Here is a 20,166-nt window from a genome sequence, read left to right as displayed (position 1 = left end):
TTAGACTAATTACAAATTGAAAATGGTAAACGTAGAACATATAGGTATAGCAGTTAAGAATTTTAGTGAGGCAAACGCCCTCTATTTTAAGCTGCTGGGCGTAGAGCCCTATAAGACAGAGTTCGTGGAATCGGAGGCGGTGAACACCTCCTTCTTCAAGGTGGGCGGCACCAAGATCGAGCTGCTGGAAGGCACCACGCCCGATAGCGCCATCAGCAAGTTCATCGAAAAGCGCGGCGAAGGTATACACCACATCGCCTTTGAGGTAGAGGATATTCTGGCTGAGATGGAGCGACTGAAAGGAGAGGGCTTTACGCTGCTGAACGAAACGCCCAAGAAAGGTGCCGACAACAAGCTGGTGTGCTTCGTGCACCCAAAAAGCGCCAACGGCGTGCTGGTAGAACTGACGCAGGAGATTCGATAATTGTTGATTGTTAATTGCTGATTGATTTCCCCATTATTTTGGATCAATCACAAGAGGAGAATCAACAATTAACAACCAACAATTAACAATTATAATCATGAAAAACCTGGTGAAAGAGGTACAGGCGGCGGAGGAAGAATTGCTGGTAGGCAACGTAATCCTATACCCGACTGACACGGTATGGGGGATCGGCTGCGATGCTGAGAATGCAGAGGCCGTGAAGAAGATTTTCAAGATCAAAGAGCGGGAAGAGTCCAAGTCGATGATCGTGTTGGTGAGTGATGTGGAGATGCTGCGCCGCTACATTGAGAACGTACCCGAAGGCTTTGAAAAGCTAGCCGAGTCGCAGGAACGGCCGACGACCTTTGTGCTGTCGGGTGCCAAAAACCTGCCCAAAGAGCTGATCGCAGAGGACGGCAGCATCGGCATGCGCATTGCCAAAGACGAGTTCTGTCACCGGCTGATACAACAGATTGGCCGCCCGCTGGTATCCACCTCAGCCAACGTAAGCGGCGAGCCTTCCCCAAAAGCTTTCTCTGAAATCTCTGAAACGATAAAGGAGCGGGTAGACTACGTGGCGCTGTGGCGACAGGACGAAGAAGTGGAGTCAAGACCATCGCGGATTATAAAGCTTGATGAAAGCGGCAGGCAGACGGTTATTCGGGATTAGGGCATAAGGTATAGGTATAGGTATAGATATAGGTGCAGACCTGCTATACCTGTATTTTAGAGCTGAGGCAAAATTTTGGGCGCGTGCTTAAATTTTATCTCTTTATTTTTGTGCCTCAGGCGTTCCTATACCGCCTGAGGTTTTGATTTTTTTGAATGGATACAATAAAATTACCGGAGCACCCCATTTTTGACACTGTGGCCGCCGCTGCCGAAGAGGTGGGTGTAGATGCCTATGTGATTGGGGGCTTTGTGCGCGATCTGGCCCTGAAGCGGTCATCTAAAGATATTGACGTAGTGTGTGTGGGCGATGGCATCGAACTGGCTGAGCGCGTGTCGAAGAGGTTGCCGCACAAGCCGAAGGTGTCTGTTTTCAAGAACTTTGGCACCGCCATGCTGCGCTCCGGTGATTGGGAAGTGGAGTTTGTAGGAGCCCGAAAGGAGTCCTACCGCGAGCATTCCCGCAAACCCGAGGTAGAAACCGGAACACTCGAAGATGACCTCAAACGCCGCGACTTCACCATCAACGCCTTAGGTATAAGCCTGAACAAGGACAGCTACGGCCAGCTGATCGACCGCTTTGATGGACTGAAGGACATGAAGCGCAAGATCATCCGCACGCCGCTGGAGCCGGGCATCACTTTCTCCGATGACCCGCTGCGCATGATGCGCGCCATCCGCTTCGCCTCCCAACTCAACTTCGACATTGCCCCCGAAACCTTTGACGCCATTATCGACAATAAAGATCGGATCAAGATCGTGTCGCAGGAGCGGATTACCGACGAGCTGAACAAGATCGTGCTCTCGCCGAAGCCCTCTTATGGTTTCAAATTACTATTCGCCTCGGGACTGCTGCAGCTAATCTTCCCAAAGATGGCCGAACTTCAAGGAGTAGAGACCATCAAGGGCAATTCGCATAAAGACAACTTCTACCATACCCTGCAGGTTCTCGACAACGTGGCGGAAGTGTCGGATGACCTATGGCTGCGCTGGTCAGCCATTTTGCATGACATTGCCAAACCCGACACCAAACGCTATCACGAAAAGGCGGGCTGGACCTTCCACGGCCACGAGGAGCGCGGTGCCCGCATGGTGCCCAAGCTGTTCAAGGACCTGAAGTTGCCGTTGAACGAGCACATGAAGTTCGTGCAGAAACTGGTGCGCCTACACTTGCGCCCGATTGCCCTTGTAAAGGATACAGTAACCGATTCTGCTATCCGCAGGCTCCTGTTCGAGGCCGGTGACGACATTGACGCGCTGATGAAGCTTTGCCGCGCCGACATCACCTCCAAAAACGACAACAAGGTGAAGCGCTACCTGCAAAACTTTGACAAGGTAGAGAAACGCCTGGTAGAGGTAGAAGAAAGCGACAAACTGCGCAACTTCCAGCCGGTGATCACAGGAGAGGTCATCATGGAGACTTTTGACCTGAAGCCAAGCAAAACGGTAGGAGAGCTGAAGGAAGCGCTGACGGAGGCGATACTGGAGGGGACTGTTAAAAACGAGTTTGGCGAAGCCTTCGCTTTCCTCCTCAGCAAGGGAGAAGAGATGGGACTTCGCCAGGTAAACTCACCAAACAACTAAACAAATTGAGCAGGTATTAAACCTGTAAGTGGGTATATAGTTTTATTTTGTACTAAGAGCAGGTATAGTAAGGTATAGAGAAGGGATAAGCCAGGCGGCTTATCCCTTTTTTGTAGACTTCTTACATGCGCGACACTTTGCTTGCGCCGGCCACATCGGTAACCACGTTGTCCGGGTTGCCTCTATAGCGCACCTTGCTGGCACCAGCGGCATCGGCACGCAGGGTGTTGGTGGCGTGCACATCTACGTTACAGGCACCGGCAGCTTCCACTTCAACTGTATTTGCTACCAGTCGGGTGGCGTCCAGTTTGCTGGCACCCGCAATATCCATGTCAAGGTAGTCTGCACGGCCGGTGAATGTGCTTTTCGAGGCGCCCGTTATATCGGCCTTCAGCCTGTTTACGTTCACATCCACGAAAGCCTTCGTCGCTCCTGTCAGGGCAAGGGTGAGGTTGTCTGTCTTGATATGCCCGATATCGGCTTTCACAGCACCACTCAAATCGAGGCTGCGCAGCTCAGGAACCGTGATCTGAATCAGCACCGGATCCTGTTTGTCGAAAAACTTGAAGGTTCTGTCTTTGTGCTCTACTACCAGTTCACCATGGTTCTGGCTGATATTGAGTTTCTCCAGGTCGTCTGCGTCGCCACTGGCGGTTAGGCTGTAGGCATTGCCTTGGGTAACTTGCACATGGTAAGCACCGTTGACTGTGATCGCATCGAAATTGCTGAACTCATAGGTCTTCTTGTTAGAGCTATACTCTGATTCATCCATCAGCACGCTTCCGCCAGCGCCCATTGTGGCAGCGGCAGCGTAGGCAAAGTCGCTTTCAGCTACGTCGAGCGTATCAGAAGCGCAGGTGATGCAGCTTAACAGGTTGCCCTTTACCTGCCAGAGGTTACGCAGGGTTTTTTCGCGGCTGTACTCTTCTTCAAAGGCACTGCTAGGCACCATGCGCAGGAAGTTGCTGGTGAGGCGCAGTTGTTTGTCCTGCGGAATCATCAACGTCACGTCCATGCGCTGGCTGCGATAAGCCGCACCCGAGGCAAACTCAAAGCTGTCGTCGAAACGGAGCACAGAGTCGGTCTGAACCACGCGGTAAGTCACCATGCGGGCGTTTTGCTGCGCCTCGGCTTCGGTTTTGCCTTTGGCCTGCAGGCGTTGCTGCACTTGCACATCGGAACCAGTGTGACCTTGTACATCAAAATAGATGCGGTTTTCAAAAGACGAGTTCGTGTTATACCCATCCAGCGTAATGGTAGGGTATGGCCCCACCGGGAATGACTGGGTGTTCATCACTTCGCCGGAGCGACGGAAGTTATCAGCGTGCGCCGCGATAAAGGCGATCATGGTGAACAAGCTGATCAGCCAGATGCCGAACAGAGACCAGCCTACCAGCGGACGCATAAAGAAGCGCTTCGCCAACAGCCCGATAGAAAGCAGGATCAGGAACAGGATCGGGATAAGGCCTACAAAAAAACCAGCCACCAGTCCGAGCCGGGGAAAGCCCTCCAGAAGGACGGAGGCCGGAAAATCACCCATGCTTATCATATCGCCATCTACAATGCCCAGGGACACAAACAAGGAGGTGAAAAGCGCTACAGAAAGACCGAGCGAAATGACCAGCAGGGTAACGCCGGCAGCTACTCGTATCAGTGTCACCAGCACGCCCAGGATAGGACCCAGGGCACGACCCAGCCAGTTAATTATCTGCGAGATGATGCGAAAAGGCAGCAGCAGTACCTTAGCGGCAGTGCTTTCCTCGCCGTTCTGGTCTTTCATGTTCAGGTTTTCCTTGAGCGTGTGCTCAATACTGGCCAGCGTAACCGGGTTGCCCTGCATTTGCATACGTTCTGTCAGGCTGGCCGCCTCCGGGACCGCTACCCAGAGGATGATATAGGCCAGTATACCGAAACCACCCGCGAAGATCAGGGCCAGGAACAGAATGCGCACAACGGCCACATCTACCCCGAAATACTTGGCGATGCCACTTGCCACACCCGCCAGTTTCTTGTCGTCCGGGTCACGGAATAGCTTTTTCACCGTGATTTCAGGCAAGGTATAGTTTACTGGCAGCGCAATCCAAAGGATGATGTAGAGGACCAGGCCGAAAGAACCTGAGATGCCCTCTGTTATCGGCGTACCGATCACCAGGAACACGAAGATCAGGCGAATCCACACCGGGTCCACGTTCAGGTAGTTGGCTATACCTGCCGACACACCGCTTACCACTTTGCGGCTCACGTCGCGGTACAGGCGTCTTGGTCGGGCTGCCGTTGCAGCGGCTGCGGCTGCGGCACCACTACCGGCCTCGGCGAACCCAGGCTCAGGAGCGCCGGTGCTGTAGGCCTGTCTGGCGTGCGGCATTTCCACCTCCATCGGCTCGAGGATCTCGAAATCAGTTACTTCACCCATCTGCGCTACCAGGTCCTGCACATCTTCCAGTGTGATTACCTGTTTGCCCGGAGAGAGGCGCATTGAAAAAATCTCCGCTATACGCGCCTCAATGTCAGCTACGATCTCCTCGTGCCCTTCATAGCTCGAGAAGTAGTTGCGGATAGAGGAAAGATAGCGGCCCAGTTGCTCATACCCATCCTCCTCGATGTGGAAGATGATGCCTTGCAGGTTGATGTTTATGTTCTTTTTCATGATTGCTGCGCTTTCTTGTTTTGCATGATGAATTCAGTGGAAGCTACCAGTTCGCCCCATGTTTCCCGGAGCTGTTCCAGAAAGGTGCTTCCGGTTTCGGTCAGTTTGTAATACTTGCGGGGAGGCCCGGAGGTAGATTCGACCCAACTGTAGTCGAGAAGCCCCGCATTCTTGAGGCGAGTAAGGAGAGGATAAAGGGTTCCCTCCACTACTATCATCTTGGCAGCTGTCAGCTCCTCCAACATATCGGACGCATATACCTCACCACGAGCGATAATCTCCAGGATGCAGAATTCCAGAATTCCCTTCCGCATCTGCACTTGTGTGTTTTCTACTTTCATGATGATTCCGTTTAATGTTGAAGCAAAGTTAATAAAAGGTACTATGTGACGCAAGGTACTGTGTAAAAATAATTACGAAACTTTTTTGAAAGGGTTTATGCAGCACCTTATTGTGGATAAAAATGATTATTTTTGGATGCGAAAAAATGTCGCAGAAAGTCAACTAATTCAGTTTCTGAAGTGTTAGGAGGCAAATTGCCCTGCCAGGAGAGCGGTAAATATTTTTTTAACCGAGCGGACATATTTCTTTTTAAGACCCCTGAAGTGACAGTATACCTGTGCCTATGAACAGATTTACCCTTTCTCTACTTATTGCCGTGCTGTGTATTGTGAGTGGGGCTGCCGTGGCGCAGGTGTCCACGCCGAAGTACAGCAACGAGTTCTTGAACATTGGCGTGGGAGCCCGGGCGCTCGGCATGGGCAACGTGCAGGTAGCCATAGCCGACGATGCCACGGCTGGCTTCTGGAACCCGGCCGGTTTGGTGCAGCTTCGCAACAGGTATAACATCGCCTTGATGCACTCCGAACTATTTGCGGGCATCGCCAAAAATGACTTCGGTAGCTTTGCCATGCCCATCGACTCGAGCAGCGCGCTGGCCGTTTCAGTCATCCGCCTCGGCGTAGACGACATCGTGGATACCCGCCGCCTGCAGAACGAGTACGGCTACATCCAGTACGACAGCATCCGCTTCTTCTCCGTGGCCGATTACGCGATGCTGCTTTCCTATGCCCGCAAGAGCAATCTAATTGAAGGCCTTACACTAGGGGTGAATGCGAAGATCATTTACCGTAACGTAGGCGAGTTTGCCAATGCCTGGGGATTCGGTTTCGATGCAGGCGCCCAACTGCGCCGCGGCACCTGGCAGTTCGGCGTAATGGCCAAAGACGTGACCACCACCTTCACTGCCTGGACGCATAATGTGGAGGCGCTGGAGGAGACTTACCAGCAAACCGGCAACGACCTGCCCGAAAGCACAGCAGAGCTCACCCTGCCGCGTCTGGTGCTGGGAGCCGCCAAGAACTTCACCTTTTCCGATAAAATAACAGGCATTCTGGCCACCGACGTGGACTTTACTTTCGACGGTCGACGCAATGTGCTCCTCAAATCTGATTTTGCCTCTGTAGACCCGCATGTGGGGATGGAGCTGGCCTATGCCCAGACCGTGTTTGTGCGCGGCGGCCTGAACAATTACCAGCAATTCCGGAATTTTGACGGAGGGATGTCCTCCAAAGTGCAGCCAAACTTCGGTGTTGGCTTTCAGAATAATGGATTGAACATCGACCTGGCCATGTCGCGCATCAACGGACGCGATGGGAACACGGCCAACGCGGCAGGGCTTTACTCCATTATCATTTCCTTAGGGTATTCTTTCAATTAGCAACATACGGTTTTAAGTTTTACAGCCGATGAAAATACATAGACTCTTCCTACAGTTTTTGTTCGTTAGCGTGCTGGCATTCGGTCTGCAGGCAACGGTCCAGGCCCAATCGCCCACGCCCTACGGCAACGAGTGGATCGACTACAGCAAAACCTACTACAAGCTCAAGGTGGTCAACACAGGCCTCCACCGCCTCAGCTACGGCTTCCTGGATAGTTTAGGCCTAGCCGGAACCAACCCACAGCACTTCCAGCTCTTCAGAAGGGGCAAGGAAGTCGCCATTCACGTGGCCGGCGAAGCAGATGGTCGTCTGGATAGGGAGGACTTCATCGAATTCTACGGCGAGCGCAACGACGGCCGCCTGGACCAGGATCTGTATAAGAATCCGGCCCATCAGCCACATCAGCTTTACAGTTTATATACAGATACTGCCGCCTACTTCCTGACAGTGAATCCTACCGGAGGAAAGCGTATGCAGGAGGTCAATCCTTCACCGGCGGGGAAAACGCCGGAGCCGTATCACTTGCATAAAGCCACTCAGTTTTTTGTGGACAGGTATCACTATGGTCAGCAACACGGAACGCCTAAATCCTTACTTTCCTGGATGGACGAAGGCGAGGGATATATGTCAGTTCATGCAAGAGTTGCTAAGAACTATGATGTGTCTGGCTTAATAAACGCTGAGCCAACAGGGCCGAAGCCCAGATTTGAGGCGGTAGTTTTCGGCGTGAATGCCAATATGCACGAAGGCAACTTAAATGCTGTGCCGCCTGTGGGCGCGGCCAGGACGTTAACCCGTTTCAAAATAGAAGGGTATGGCTATCAGAAGATATCCGGGGGCTTAGAATACAGTGATTTGTCTGCGAACGGGCTTTTCAGAGTACAGACACAGCCAGATGCCACTCCATCAAACGATGTATCACTGTCTTATGTAGCTGTTACTTTTGCTCGCAAGAACACGTTTGTCAGTAATGCCTTAGTGTTTTATACTGACTCTACACGTGCTTCTACTCCCTACTTTTTGTTTAATGGTGCCAACGAGACTACTGTGGCTTATGACATTACAGACCCCGCTAACCCTGTGCGCATAGTAGGACACATGAGCGGACAAGCGAAAGGTTTTGCAGTGCCTACAGAAAACAGAACGCACAAGATATTATTAGCCAATACAAGTCGTTCTTTTAAAGCATCTGGGAATGCAGAGACGTTGCGCTTCAGAAATATCAGTGCAGATGCACATAATTACATTATACTGACCAACAAACGCCTTATGAAACCTGTGGGAGCATCAAGGCCTGCCCCAGTAGAATATGCAGCTTATCGGGCATCGGCAGCTGGTGGTGGTTACGATACGTTGTTAGTGCATGTAGACCAAGTGGTTGACCAATTTCATTATGGTGAGTATTCGTCGAATGCGGTGCGCAAGTTCATGTCATACATGCTCACTGCCAGCCGCGAGAAACATTTGTTTATAATCGGGAAGGGGATGAAATATGCCTGGGATGATTACAGAGCGGTGCATAATAATAAGTGGAGTTTTTACCATATTGGAGACCGTCACCCCAAAGTGTATGAATATGACCTGGTGCCGACGGGGATGATACCATCATCTGATGTTTTCTTTACCGCCGATTTTAGGAACAATCGGTATGAACCCCGTGTGCCCACTGGCCGACTGCCTGCCACGACGCCTGAAGACATCATTTCCTATTTGAATAAAATGAAGGAAAATGAAGCACTTCCGGAAGGCTTGGCCTGGCGTAAGAATATGATGCATCTGGGAGGAGGGGCAACCAGTGCTCAAATCAGCCTATTTAAAAATTGGTTAACAAACTATAAGAATATAGCTAAGGGGCCTTTCTTTGGAGCAAACGTACTTGAAATGTTCCGTCAAGAAGTAAGTGAAGCAATTACCAGACTTAATGTTTCTGAAGAGGTAAATGCTGGACTTTCTTTAATGACATTTTTTGGGCACTCAGGTGTGAATACATCTGAAATTGATATTGGGTATGTATCCGAAAGCATTCACGGATATAAAAATAAGGGTAAGTATCCAGCTGTATTAATGAATGGCTGTTACAATGGTGATGCTTTCATTTATAATTTCAGGTCATTTGGCGAGGACTGGATATTAACACCTGAAAAGGGAGCCCTCTCTTATATGGCTCAGACCTACATTGCAGCTGATGGACCTCTAAATGAGTTCTCCAGTAGGGTTTATCAAGTGGCTTTTGCTGATAATGCTTTTTGGGGACGCACGATCGGAGAGATTCAGCAAGAAGTAATTAAGCGCTATTATTCTACAAGTTCAGCTTATCACCGAGGGGAGCATGTCGCTACAATGACCCAGATGGTATTGCAAGGAGACCCTGCATTTAAATTCTACTCCCCTGCCAAGCCAGATTATGCTTTCGAGAACAATAACTATAGTTTAAGAGATGCTGACGGGAATGTGGCTATTGCAGCAACAGAAAATCTTGTACTGACTGTCAATGCAATAAATCTTGGTAAAGCTATAACAGATTCTGTGTCTGTAACTGTAAAGCGAACATTACCTGATAACACGCAGTTAGCTCCTGTCATTATAAAAGTGAAGCCAATATTGTACAGAGAGCAATTAACGCTTCCTCTGTCCAATAAAGAGTTCACATTTGTTGCAGCGGGCATGAACAGGATTGAAGTAATTTTAGATAGTCCGTCGAATATTGATGAAATAAATGAAGGCAACAATACCTTGATATTAAATCATTTTTTTCCCAGTTCAGGTATTTCCTTGCTCGCTCCGATGGAGTTTGCAATTATAAATTCGCCCAAGGTGAATCTGGTTGTTCAGTCTACTCAGCTCAGGGCCGAACCTAAAGGAGTTTACTTTGAAATTGACACGACACATAAATTTAACTCTGGGTTAAAACAGTTTAAGCAAGTTCAGGCAGGCACTCTGCCCGCATGGGAGGTTTCACTTCCAATTCAAAACACTAATACGGATAGTACAGTATTTTACTGGAGAGCACGCTTTGCCTCCTTTGCTGAGTCCGAAGATACAGTCTGGGTCAATAGTTCATTCAGGTATGTAAAAGATAGCCAAGGGGGATGGTCGCAAAGCCATGCGGGGCAGTTTAAGTCAGCTAAGAAAAGTGGAGTTGAAATCAAGGATAAAGAACAAACCTGGAACTTCAGCGAACTTTATAAAAATATTGAGATAAGGACTATTGGAGGAGATAAAAGATTTACCTATCCGATTCACACTATTGTCAATAATGGAATCGCAGAGTTGGACCCAGCTTGCGGTAACTATCGCACTTCAGCTGTTCCACGCATGTTCTTCATCGTTTTTGATGATAAGAACTTAAACAAGTCAAGGGTGCCGGGATTCAATCCGTGCTCTATTATACCAAACATATATCAATTTGGAGACTTAAATAACCCAACTATACGGGCAAACTTACAGCGATTTCTGACAAACATTCCTGCAGGCTATTATGTGGCGGGAGTTAGTGTTAATCAAGTGCCGTTTGAATTATTTACACCCGAACTGAAAGCGGCGTTTAGAAGTGTCGGTTCAAGCTTAATTGATGAATTAAAGACAGGTTACCCGTTTGCCTTTGTCGGTCATAAAGGTGCTGAACCTGGTAGCATACAAGAATTAGGCCCTAATCTTTCGGATGAAATTTTACCTACTTCTCAAGAAATTGCTTTACGAGCTACCATTAATACTTTCAGCATCCAAGGTTCCATCACCTCCACCTTAATCGGTCCTGCATTGAAGTGGGGCACCCTGCACCACAACATTGAGCGTTATAAGGCAGGCAATGACAGCTATCTACTGAAGCTGTTTGGAATTGGAATTGACGGAAATCGTGAGTTACTGAATGATGCGGTAACGACCAAATCCTTTGACTTAAGCCAGATAGATGCCGCAAGGTACCCGCATCTGCAGTTGCAGGCAGAATTATCGGATACAGAAAACCAAACAGTACCGCAACTGAAACAATGGCTGGTATATTATCAGGCAGCCCCAGAAGGGGTAATAAGGCCTGACTTGGTAGAAGTAAGTGATGAAATAGTGGGACAGCAAGCAAACCGCGGCAGGATAGAAATGCCGATGGCATTCCAAAATGTGACACCTTATGCATTCCGTGATTCGATAACAGTGGAGGTAACACTTACCGGTGAAGGTATAGAGCCCCGTGTGTCTCAATTTAAAATCGAGGCACTAGAAGGAAATAAAACAGCCACGTTCAATTATACGATGCCAACGCTCGACCTAGATGGGAATTATAAGCTGAGCATGTACGTGAACCCGCAGTTGCAGCCGGAACAGCAGTACCAGAACAACATCTATGAAGTGAACTTTGGGGTAAAATCGAAGTTACACCCGATTATGGATGTGGCTTTTGACGGCGTACATATTATGGATGGAGAACTAGTGGCGCCAAGTCCTCTCATCAGCATTACCATGAAAGACGAAAACAAACATGTCTATTTAGAAAATGCTGATGCAATGGAAGTCTACTTAACTAATAATGCAACCAATGTCTCAGTTGATGTTAGAGAATCTGCAAAGCCGAGTGAGCTTCGTGTTTTCCCGGCAGACGAAAAAAATGATTTCCGTTTCGAGTACAAGCCAGAACGTCTGGAGAATGGCATCTATACCTTGGAAGTAAAGGGCAAAGATGCGACAGGAAAAGCCTCTGGTAATTCTTCATACAAAATCAACTTTGAAGTAGAGAACGAGTCTAAGATCACGAACTTTTACCCGTACCCAAATCCTTTCTCTACCAAGACGCAGTTCATTTTTACGCTAACCGGTGGCGTAATTCCAAATGATTTTAAAATCCAGATCATGACCGTGACGGGCAAGATTGTAAAGGAGATTATGCGGGAGGAGATCGGTCCGATCCGTATTGGCAATAATAAAACGGAGTATGCTTGGGATGGTACCGATATGTATGGCGACAAGCTAGCTAACGGGGTGTACCTCTACCGTGTAGTAATGCCGAAAGATACAGAGGAGATGAAGCATATCTGGAAGAAGGGTGACAAGGGCTTTGTGAACGGGTATGGCAAGGTTTACATCCTGCGGTAAGCCGAGTACCTAAATTCACATTCAAATAGAAAAGGAGCACCGTTAGGTGCTCCTTTTCTATTGCGGCTATACCTTGCGGCTATACCTTGCGGCTATACCTTGCGGCTATACCTTGCGGCTATACCTTGCGGCTATACCTTGCGGCTATACCTTGCGGCTATACCTTGCGGCTATACCTTGCGGCTATACCTTGCGGCTATACCTTGCGGCGAAGCTCTTTGAAGGTATAGGCATACTTGTTTTTCTCGTCCGGATCATGGCTTTCCGCATATACTTCCTGCCAATCCTCCTCCTTCAACTCCGGAAAGAAAGTATCGCCCTCAAATGCATGATGCACTTGTGTCAGGTATAGCGTGTCTACAAACGGTAAGGCTTGCCTGTAAATCTCAGCGCCTCCCACAATGCTTATCTGTTCGCTGTCCAGTTCCTTGCCTTTTTCGATCGCTTTTTCCACGGAGTTCACTACAATACAGCCTTCGGCCTTGTAATCTTCCTGCCGCGTTACGATGATGGTGGTGCGGCCGGGGAGGGGCTTGCCGATAGACTCGAACGTTTTGCGACCCATAATCATGGGATGCCCCATGGTCTTTTGCTTGAAATGGCGCAAGTCGGCGGGCAGATACCAGATTAACTGGTTGTCCTTCCCGATGACGTTGTTTTCGGCAATGGCGACGACGATAGCGATCATAGTGTAATGTGCTAATTTATTAATGTGCTAATGTGCGAATTGGATACCGTGCAAGGGTAATATATATGTTGAAGGAGGCCTTGCTATACCTTCACCTTGCACGTTATACCTAAACTGACTTTTGCTATACCTCAAACTTATATCCCCTGAGCAGATCCTGCACCGGCATGCGCTTTTTGCCTTCCATCTGGAGGTCCAGGATTGAAAGAGCTCCCTCGGCAGTCTGTACGTGCAGGTAGGTTTTGTTATCGGTTTTGATTTGGCCAGGTGTTAAGGTATAGCCAGCGTTTTCCAGCACTTCCGTCTTGAAGATTTTAAATGTCTTGCCATCAAATCGCGTCCAAGCAGCGGGGTAAGGGGAAAGGCCACGGATGAAATCTCTTACCTGACGGGCAGGCTGATTCCAGTCTATCTCGCAGGTTTCTTTGAAAATCTTAGGCGCATGCTTCGTCTCAACAGTGGTTTGCTGTGGTTGGGGCTGTATTTCGCCTCGTTCGATGGCCTGCACGGTACGCACGGCAAGCTCGGCCCCTTTGTGCTTCAACTTCTCATACATACTGCCGAAATCATCTTCCTCCAAAATCGGCACGCGGTCCTGGAAAATCAGGTCGCCGGTGTCGATTTCGTGTTTCAGGAAGAAGGAGGTAACTCCTGTTTCCTTTTCGCCATTGATGATGGCCCAGTTGATAGGGGCGGCACCGCGGTATTGCGGCAGCAAGGAGCCATGTATGTTGAAAGAGCCCAGTTCCGGCATCGCCCACACCACTTCAGGCAGCATACGGAACGCCACAATGATCTGCAGGTTGGCCTGGTAGCTGCGCAGCTCATCCAAAAAAGCTTCCGACTTCAGATTGGTAGGTTGCAGCACGGGTATACCTTGCGACACGGCGTATTCCTTCACCGGTGACTGCTGAATCTTCTGACCACGACCCGCTGGTTTGTCAGGAGCAGTGATGACGGCTACTACGTTATACTTATTCTCAACGAGTGCTTGCAGGGTAGGCACGGCAAAGTCGGGCGTACCCATAAACACGATGCGCAATTCGGGCATGGTTCTATTCAAAATCAGGGTATAGCAAGTAGTTTTTGCGGAGCACTTTGTAATCCGAAAGCTCCGGCTCCCAGCTGGCTTTTATCTCAGCTTCTGTTTTGCCGGCAATCACTTGCTTGCGCAACTCCGAGGTGCCCGCCAGCTTCTCGAAGAAGTTGTTGAAGAATTTCTCTTTATTCGACGAGTTGTTGTACATCTCCAGCAGGTACTTGAGCGTGAAAGGCTGTGCATGCGATACGTCAGTCAGATCCATGCCATAGCAGGTTACGCCTTTGTGGGGTGGGTCAGTGGCGCCCGGCATGCTCACAGGAGTAAACGAGTAATCCTCCTTCTGGTAGAACGGCGAGCCGATTACCTGAAACGGAGTAGGTGTGCCGCGGCCTACGCTCACGTTCGTGCCCTCAAAGAAGCAGATCGAAGGATATAGCGCGATAGACTGCGTGTTCGGCAGGTTCGGGGAAGGACGCACAGGCAGTTCGTAAGCCATCGTGTGGTCGTAGTTGTCCATTTTAATCACGGTCAGGTCGCAGCTTCTCTCGCCTTCCAGCCATTTCTCGCCGTTGATCATCTCAGCCAGTTCGCCTACGGTGAGGCCGTGCACAATCGGAATCGGGTGCATGCCTACGAAGGACTTGTGTGCCATATCCAGCACAGGGCCGTCTACATAGTGACCATTCGGGTTCGGACGGTCCAGCACGAGCATCTTTTTACCATTCTCGGCGCAGGCCTCCATGGCGTAGTGCATCGTACTGATGTAGGTGTAGAAACGCGTGCCCACGTCCTGAATGTCGAACACTAGCACGTCGAGGTTCTTCATCTGGTCTTTCGATGGCTTCTTGTTGCTGCCATAGAGCGAGATGATTGGCAATCCCGTTTTGGTGTCTTTCGCGTCCTTGATGTGCGCACCAGCGTCGGCTTCGCCACGGAAACCGTGCTCAGGGGCAAAAATGGTGGTCACTTGCACGCCACGGCTGATCAGGGTGTCTACCAAATGCGTCTTGCCAATCACAGAGGTCTGGTTCACGACCATGCCTACCCGCTTGCCTTCCAGTTGCTTCAGGTAACGGTCCATTTGCTCAGCGCCCAATACCAGGGGCTTGGCCGCAGGCGCTTCCGGGGCAGTGGTGGTTTCGGTTACGGGTGTGTTCTGTTCTGCGGTAGCAGCAGGGCTTTGCTTCGGCGAACAGCTGTTGAGGCCAAGTACTAAGGCACCGAGGATTAAGATGGGTTGTATCATGCGTGTTGGGTAAGTGTATGTGTGTGTTTAGGTGGCAAAAACGAATTTAAGCGGTACGAAGTCAAAATTCATACCTATATTTAAGGCAGTTTAGACGCAAGCGAGTGAACGTATCCAAATTCATATCTGATAAGATTTCCGAAGTACAGGCAGGTTCCTTCACCACGTCTGTGACAAAAATAGCAATTATAAGCATAGCTGCAGGCATTGCCATCATGATTGTGTCGTTTGCGATTCTGGAAGGCTTCCGTGACGAGATACGAAACAAGATTTTCAGCTTCGGGGCACACCTGCAAATCAGCAAGTACGACACCAACAATTCCTTCGAAGGCGCTCCCATCAGCACGGCCACAGGTATAAACAGCACCGAAGAAATAGCAGGTATACAGCACATCCAGTCCTTTGCCCGCAAAACGGCGATCATCAAAACCGACGACGAGGTGCTGGGTGTGGTGATGAAAGGCGTGGACAAAGAATACGACCTGAGCGCCATGCAACAGAACCTGGACGAGGGTGGCGTGGTGACTTTTTCGGACACGGCTTCTTCCAAAGACGTGATGCTCAGTCGAAAAATCGCCAACAAGCTGCGGCTGAAGGTGGGGGACGAGGCAATTTTCTACTTTATCCAGAACCCGCCGCGTGCCCGAAAGCTGAAGGTAGTGGGTGTTTTTAACACAGGACTGGAGGAGTTTGACGAGGTGTTCGTGATCGGCGATTTGCAACTGGTTCGGGAGCTCAACAACTGGCCCGATACCCTGGTGGGCGGCGTAGAGATTTTGCTCAGGGACTTCAACCAGATTGACCAGGTAGCCGACCAGGTGTTCGATCAGATGAATTACGACCTGCAGCTCGAGAAAATAACTGACCGCCACGCCCAGCTATTCGACTGGTTGCAGCTCCTGCGCAAAAACGTGGTTATCTTTCTGGTGCTGATTATTTTTGTGGCGACCTTCAACATGGTGTCCACGGTGTTCATCATGATCATCGAACGCATCAGCATGATCGGCGTACTCAAAGCCATCGGTGCCACCGACGCCCAGATCCGGAAAATCTTCTACTTCCGCGGCCTCAGCCTTACGCTCAAAGGTATGCTCTGGGGTAACATCATCGGCCTGGGCTTCTGTGCCATCCAGTACTACTTCCAGCTCATCCCGCTCGACCCCGAAAACTACTACATGGACACCGTGCCCATCAGCTGGAACTTCGGTATCATCATCGCCCTCAATGTGATTACCCTCCTGATGACCATGCTCGCCATCCTTATACCTGCTGCCATGGTCGCGCGCATTAAGCCGGTAAGGGCGATTAAGTTTGATTAAGAGAAGCAGTAGCTTATAAAAAAACAAAAACGGCAGCCCTTACCTGAGCTGCCGTTTCCATTTCCATTTCCATCAATAACCTCCAACCTATACCTGAGCCGCCGCTTTCGGAGCCGGCCCACTGGCACTGCCCACCATTTCTCTGCGTGGCACTGGCATTTGTATACCTTGCTCCTCGAAGGCTGATTTAGCGTGTTCGTTCATGTCCCAGAAAAAGGCCCAGTAGTTCTCTTTGTTCACCCATACCCGCACGCTCAGGGTCAGGGAATGCTCGGCAAAGTCTGTTACCACAATGGCAGGCGCCGGATCGGGTAGCACACGCTCGTCGGCTTGTATCAGGTCCTGCAAAATCTGGCGCACTTTGCCAATGTCGTTGTTGACAGATACGGCAAATTTCAGCTCCACGCGGCGGGTTTTCTCGATCGTAAAGTTTACCACCACGCTGTTGGCCAAAGGGCCGTTCGGTATAAAGATCGTTTTGTTATCCGGCGTTTTGAGCACCGTGTTGAAGATATTGATCATGTCCACGGTGCCTGACTGCCCCTGCGCTTCGATGAAGTCGCCCACACGGAAAGGCTTTATGGTCAGGATGAGCACCCCGCCCGCAAAGTTGGAAAGGCTACCCTGCAAAGCCAGACCAATGGCCAGACCCGCCGAACCCAGTATGGCAATGAACGAGGTCATCTCAACGCCCAGCTGCGCAATAACGATGATAATCAGGAGGATGCGCAGCGCCACAGCAAATACGCTTTTCAGGAAAGGGCGCAGTGAAATGTCCACATCCTTTTTCACCATCAGGTTAAAAATAACGCGGTTGAGCCAGTTGATAACCCAAAGACCGACCAAAAGTGTAATAATGGCAGCTACCAAACGCATGCCATAGACCATCACAAAATTGGTGATGTTGGCGCTGTAGGTATCGAAATCAAAGAGGTTTTGCATATTTCTCGTTGTGGGTGAAAATAAAAACTCTGGTACCCCTGCAGGGGTACCAGAGTCCAAATTTGGTCAATTTCTATAGCAAAGGCAAAACTAAGCCAGGTGGCGGCAGTTCAGAATCAGGTTGGGGTCCGGGCAAATCGCCTCGTACATAGCCTGTTCAGACAGCCGTGCCACGCCCGGGTAGTCGCCTTCTTTTCCGTCCATCGAGCACATCACCTGAAAGTGCAGGTGTGGCGGCCAGTCGCCGTTTTCGGGGTATGGTCCTACCTCGGCGATCTTGTCGCCTTTGTGGATCTCTTTTCCAACCGATAAACCCTGAAGGCATTCCTCATTAAGGTGCCCGTACAAGGTAAAGAACGTCACGCCCTCGAGTTCGTGCTCCAGGATGATGGTAGGGCCATAGTCGCCGAAGTTGGCGTTGTCGGCAAAGCTGTGCACCCGGCCGTCGAGCGGGGCGAACACGGCTGTGCCCGCAGGCAGCCACACATCTATACCCAGATGCAGGTCGCGGCTCTCCTCGGCCACGTCGAAGTGCTGACTGCGGCGGTAGATGAAGCGATTCTCCATGTAGCCGCCCACCCCGATGGTGGCATTCTGTTCCCGCAGCATCTGGTCCACGGCTTCGTTGAAGGTGGCAGTGTTGCGCAGGTCGGTTTGTTGCAGCAGCTGGTTGGCTGCCGTAAAATCAAGACGGCACACATGTTCGCCGTTCAGGTCCGCATCGAGTACGGGCCCGAAGGCAACAGTGTGCCGTCTTAGAATGTCGCTAAGTTTCTTTTCGGTATTCAGCATGTATAGGTAAGGCGGGGAATGTGCCGCCACGCAAGTATAAGAAGAATTATGCGAGTTCTTCTACATACTTGGAGAGTGTCTTCAGGCTTTTGGTCTTGCCAAAAAGCTCTTCAGACTTTTTGCTGTAAGCCTGCGCCGCTTCCTGCAACGTGTCGAAGGTGCCGAGGTTGATGCGCTGCTTGTTGTGGTGGATGATGGCACGGTACTTTTGCGCCTCTTTGTGCACGCCGCGCACGCCCAGTTTGTTCTCTGTTTTGGAGGTGTTGCGCACAATCTTGCAGAGCGGAGCCCACTCCAGGTTTTCGAGGCGGCAGTCGAGTTTGTTGCCGTTCTTGAAATGCACGTAAAGCTTAATGTTGCTTTCTGGCTTCTCAATCAGCTGCTCGCCAATCATCTTGTGCAGGTAAATGGTTTCGTTGCGGTACTTGCCGTTTTTCAGCGGCCAGTTCTTCTGGAAGAAAGCATACCCGTTGGAGTGGATGCGCAGGTGCTTCAGAAAGTCAATTTGCTGCAGGTAAGCATTGTTTTGAATATACTCGTAGGTGCGGTCGTCCACCATTACGGTTTTTTCACAGTTTTTGAGAGTTAGTTTGTAGAGCATTGGTGTTTTCAGTAATTGTATGGTAAAGAACGGAACGTGAGGTTGGTTATTACCCCACTACAGCACTTGTATGTACTATGTTACAAATGTGCAGTTTTTTTTTCATTCAGCATTCCTTCTGTTAATGATTTGGTTATAATACGTGATTCGTGAAATCGGTTTTAAAAATTCCCCGAAATTTTCACTCAACAGGCCAGATTGTCGTAACTTTCAGTTTGAAACCATGTTTCCCCCTAAAAGACTAGTAATAAAACGATATGAGTAACCCTTATTTCATGCTGAAGGTGGTGGAGATAACCCGCGAAACCTCAGATGCGATTACGATACACTTAGAAGATCCCGATAAAAAACCGATTCCATTCAAGGCAGGGCAGTTCCTGACACTTATCCTTCCGATAGACGGAAAGAAAGTCCGCCGTTCTTACTCACTGTGTTGCGCCCCGAACGAGGGGAGTCGACTGTCAGTAACTGTTAAACGTGTGGCAGGCGGTCTTGTTTCCAATTATTTGCTTGATAATCTGCAGGTTGGCCAGGAAATTGAGGTTATGGAGCCACTCGGCAATTTTAACCTTGTGCCGGAGGCTGGCAAAAGCCGCCAGATCATCCTTTTCGGGGCCGGAAGCGGCATTACACCACTTATGTCGATGCTCCGGGCAGCACTGCGCGAGGAGCCCAACACGAAGGTGGCTCTGCTATACGGCAACCGCGACGAGGACTCGGTTATTTTCAAGCAACAGCTGCAGGAACTGCAGGCTGCCAACCCGGATCGCCTGCACGTGGAGTACATCTACAGCCAGCCCAAGCAGGCCTGCGACTACCGCGGACGCATGAACCAGAGTGTCATACTCAAGATTCTTGAGCGCCTGCAGCTGGCCAAACCAACGGATGCGCTCTACTACATGTGCGGACCGGAGGGGATGATGGAGGAGGTGCGTAGGGCACTGAATGTGCTGCACGTGCCAGCCGATCGCATTTTCCGGGAGAGCTTTGTGAGCAACAAGCTGGTGGAGCAACAGGAGCAGGAGCACCACGGAGCCGTGTCTTCGTCTGACGACGACGGCGAGATTACGACCCAAACCGTGACCATCATTTACGAAGGCGCCGAGTACAGCGTGGTGGTGGAGCCGAACCAGACCATACTGGAAGCGGCGCTGGACCAGGACGTGGACCTGCCTTACTCTTGCCAGGCCGGACTGTGTACTGCCTGCCGTGGCAAGTGCCTGAGCGGAAAAGTGCACCTGGACGAGCGCGAGGGACTTTCTGATGCCGAGCTCGACGAAGGTTACGTGCTCAACTGTGTGGGCCATCCACTGACTTCCGATGTGGTCATCGAAATAGGATAGAATTAACTGTTGGAACTTCATTTTAGCTGCACTATATTTTACATATATAGTGCAGCTTTTTTT

16 protein-coding genes are annotated in these 20,166 nt (G+C 50.2%); 8 read left to right on the top strand and 8 right to left on the bottom strand.

All coding sequences use genetic code 11. From position 1 onward, the window contains the following. The first annotated feature begins 22 nt into the window (after window positions 1-22). The 3 genes from mce (at window position 23) to B0B12_RS08360 (ending at window position 2,677) form a co-directional block, all read left to right on the top strand. Window positions 23-424, top strand: coding sequence for a methylmalonyl-CoA epimerase (mce, locus tag B0B12_RS08370; RefSeq protein WP_076667823.1), 402 nt, complete (start codon window positions 23-25; stop codon window positions 422-424). A 97-nt stretch (window positions 425-521) separates the two neighbouring features. After that, window positions 522-1,094 (top strand): L-threonylcarbamoyladenylate synthase, encoded by a 573-nt coding sequence (locus tag B0B12_RS08365; protein WP_076667396.1) that lies wholly within the window; start codon window positions 522-524, stop codon window positions 1,092-1,094. 155 nt (window positions 1,095-1,249) lie between these two features. After that, window positions 1,250-2,677 carry a CCA tRNA nucleotidyltransferase gene (locus tag B0B12_RS08360; protein ID WP_076667393.1) on the top strand — a complete coding sequence of 476 codons (1,428 nt, stop codon included), beginning with the start codon at window positions 1,250-1,252 and terminating at the stop codon, window positions 2,675-2,677. Window positions 2,678-2,798: 121 nt separating this feature from the next. Here the strand turns inward: B0B12_RS08360 and B0B12_RS08355 are convergent, their stop codons facing one another. After that, window positions 2,799-5,324: a GIN domain-containing protein gene (locus B0B12_RS08355; RefSeq protein ID WP_076667390.1), complete on the bottom strand. Its 2,526-nt coding sequence runs from the start codon at window positions 5,322-5,324 to the stop codon at window positions 2,799-2,801. After that, entirely contained in the window at window positions 5,321-5,665 is a 345-nt protein-coding gene (locus tag B0B12_RS08350) for a PadR family transcriptional regulator (protein WP_076667388.1), read from the bottom strand. Before B0B12_RS08350 ends, B0B12_RS08355 begins: the two co-directional genes overlap by 4 nt. A gap of 284 nt (window positions 5,666-5,949) precedes the next feature. Between B0B12_RS08350 and B0B12_RS08345 the strand changes: the two genes are divergently transcribed. From B0B12_RS08345 to B0B12_RS20265, 3 genes are read left to right on the top strand one after another with little or no spacing between them, the layout of a single operon-like run. Next, window positions 5,950-7,044: a putative type IX sorting system protein PorV2 gene (locus B0B12_RS08345; protein ID WP_076667384.1), complete on the top strand. Its 1,095-nt coding sequence runs from the start codon at window positions 5,950-5,952 to the stop codon at window positions 7,042-7,044. A 28-nt stretch (window positions 7,045-7,072) separates the two neighbouring features. Continuing rightward, window positions 7,073-12,130, top strand: a complete 5,058-nt coding sequence (porU2, locus tag B0B12_RS08340) for a putative type IX secretion system sortase PorU2 (RefSeq protein ID WP_076667382.1) — start codon at window positions 7,073-7,075, stop codon at window positions 12,128-12,130. 60 nt (window positions 12,131-12,190) lie between these two features. Further along, window positions 12,191-12,352, top strand: coding sequence for a hypothetical protein (locus B0B12_RS20265; RefSeq protein ID WP_170871833.1), 162 nt, complete (start codon window positions 12,191-12,193; stop codon window positions 12,350-12,352). Here the strand turns inward: B0B12_RS20265 and B0B12_RS08335 are convergent. From B0B12_RS08335 to B0B12_RS08325, 3 genes are all read right to left on the bottom strand, one after another. Beyond that, on the bottom strand, window positions 12,327-12,818 hold the full coding sequence (locus B0B12_RS08335; RefSeq protein ID WP_076667379.1) for a dihydrofolate reductase: 492 nt from the start codon (window positions 12,816-12,818) through the stop codon (window positions 12,327-12,329). The genes B0B12_RS20265 and B0B12_RS08335 overlap by 26 nt on opposite strands. Window positions 12,819-12,942: 124 nt before the next feature. Further along, the gene (gene fmt, locus B0B12_RS08330) at window positions 12,943-13,869 is read right to left on the bottom strand and encodes a methionyl-tRNA formyltransferase (protein ID WP_076667376.1); all 927 of its coding nucleotides are present in this window, start codon (window positions 13,867-13,869) and stop codon (window positions 12,943-12,945) included. 4 nt (window positions 13,870-13,873) lie between these two features. Next, on the bottom strand, window positions 13,874-15,106 hold the full coding sequence (locus B0B12_RS08325) for an exo-beta-N-acetylmuramidase NamZ family protein (RefSeq protein ID WP_076667374.1): 1,233 nt from the start codon (window positions 15,104-15,106) through the stop codon (window positions 13,874-13,876). A 104-nt stretch (window positions 15,107-15,210) separates the two neighbouring features. On the opposite strand from B0B12_RS08325, the gene B0B12_RS08320 reads away from it, so the two are divergent. Further along, on the top strand, window positions 15,211-16,425 hold the full coding sequence (locus B0B12_RS08320; RefSeq protein ID WP_076667371.1) for an ABC transporter permease: 1,215 nt from the start codon (window positions 15,211-15,213) through the stop codon (window positions 16,423-16,425). Between the two features lie 87 nt (window positions 16,426-16,512). On the opposite strand, the gene B0B12_RS08315 is transcribed toward B0B12_RS08320, so the two are convergent. From B0B12_RS08315 to B0B12_RS08305, 3 genes are all read right to left on the bottom strand, one after another. Then, window positions 16,513-17,367, bottom strand: a complete 855-nt coding sequence (locus tag B0B12_RS08315; protein WP_076667368.1) for a mechanosensitive ion channel family protein — start codon at window positions 17,365-17,367, stop codon at window positions 16,513-16,515. 90 nt (window positions 17,368-17,457) lie between these two features. Then, a complete protein-coding gene (locus B0B12_RS08310; RefSeq protein WP_076667365.1) occupies window positions 17,458-18,159 on the bottom strand; it encodes a peptidoglycan DD-metalloendopeptidase family protein in 702 nt (233 codons plus the stop codon). A gap of 46 nt (window positions 18,160-18,205) precedes the next feature. Further along, window positions 18,206-18,760: an HNH endonuclease gene (locus B0B12_RS08305; protein WP_076667363.1), complete on the bottom strand. Its 555-nt coding sequence runs from the start codon at window positions 18,758-18,760 to the stop codon at window positions 18,206-18,208. Between the two features lie 257 nt (window positions 18,761-19,017). On the opposite strand from B0B12_RS08305, the gene B0B12_RS08300 reads away from it, so the two are divergent. Continuing rightward, complete coding sequence (locus tag B0B12_RS08300; RefSeq protein ID WP_076667360.1) at window positions 19,018-20,103, top strand: ferredoxin--NADP reductase; 1,086 nt, start codon at window positions 19,018-19,020, stop codon at window positions 20,101-20,103. The last annotated feature ends 63 nt before the right edge of the window (window positions 20,104-20,166 follow it).

Origin of the sequence: Pontibacter indicus (assembly GCF_900156345.1) — a bacterium.
Lineage (GTDB): Bacteria > Bacteroidota > Bacteroidia > Cytophagales > Hymenobacteraceae > Pontibacter > Pontibacter indicus.
Note: the sequence above shows the minus strand (reverse complement) of the source record. Positions and strands in the feature narration are given on the sequence as shown.

Coding starts and splice junctions, on each gene's coding strand:
- mce (WP_076667823.1), top strand. CDS start 23: ATGGTAAACGTAGAACATATAGGTATAGCAGTTAAGAATTTTAGTGAG.
- B0B12_RS08325 (WP_076667374.1), bottom strand. CDS start 15,106: ATGATACAACCCATCTTAATCCTCGGTGCCTTAGTACTTGGCCTCAAC.
- B0B12_RS08365 (WP_076667396.1), top strand. CDS start 522: ATGAAAAACCTGGTGAAAGAGGTACAGGCGGCGGAGGAAGAATTGCTG.
- B0B12_RS08360 (WP_076667393.1), top strand. CDS start 1,250: ATGGATACAATAAAATTACCGGAGCACCCCATTTTTGACACTGTGGCC.
- B0B12_RS08350 (WP_076667388.1), bottom strand. CDS start 5,665: ATGAAAGTAGAAAACACACAAGTGCAGATGCGGAAGGGAATTCTGGAA.
- porU2 (WP_076667382.1), top strand. CDS start 7,073: ATGAAAATACATAGACTCTTCCTACAGTTTTTGTTCGTTAGCGTGCTG.
- B0B12_RS08300 (WP_076667360.1), top strand. CDS start 19,018: ATGAGTAACCCTTATTTCATGCTGAAGGTGGTGGAGATAACCCGCGAA.
- B0B12_RS08335 (WP_076667379.1), bottom strand. CDS start 12,818: ATGATCGCTATCGTCGTCGCCATTGCCGAAAACAACGTCATCGGGAAG.
- B0B12_RS08310 (WP_076667365.1), bottom strand. CDS start 18,159: ATGCTGAATACCGAAAAGAAACTTAGCGACATTCTAAGACGGCACACT.
- B0B12_RS08315 (WP_076667368.1), bottom strand. CDS start 17,367: ATGCAAAACCTCTTTGATTTCGATACCTACAGCGCCAACATCACCAAT.
- B0B12_RS08345 (WP_076667384.1), top strand. CDS start 5,950: ATGAACAGATTTACCCTTTCTCTACTTATTGCCGTGCTGTGTATTGTG.
- fmt (WP_076667376.1), bottom strand. CDS start 13,869: ATGCCCGAATTGCGCATCGTGTTTATGGGTACGCCCGACTTTGCCGTG.
- B0B12_RS08305 (WP_076667363.1), bottom strand. CDS start 18,760: ATGCTCTACAAACTAACTCTCAAAAACTGTGAAAAAACCGTAATGGTG.
- B0B12_RS08355 (WP_076667390.1), bottom strand. CDS start 5,324: ATGAAAAAGAACATAAACATCAACCTGCAAGGCATCATCTTCCACATC.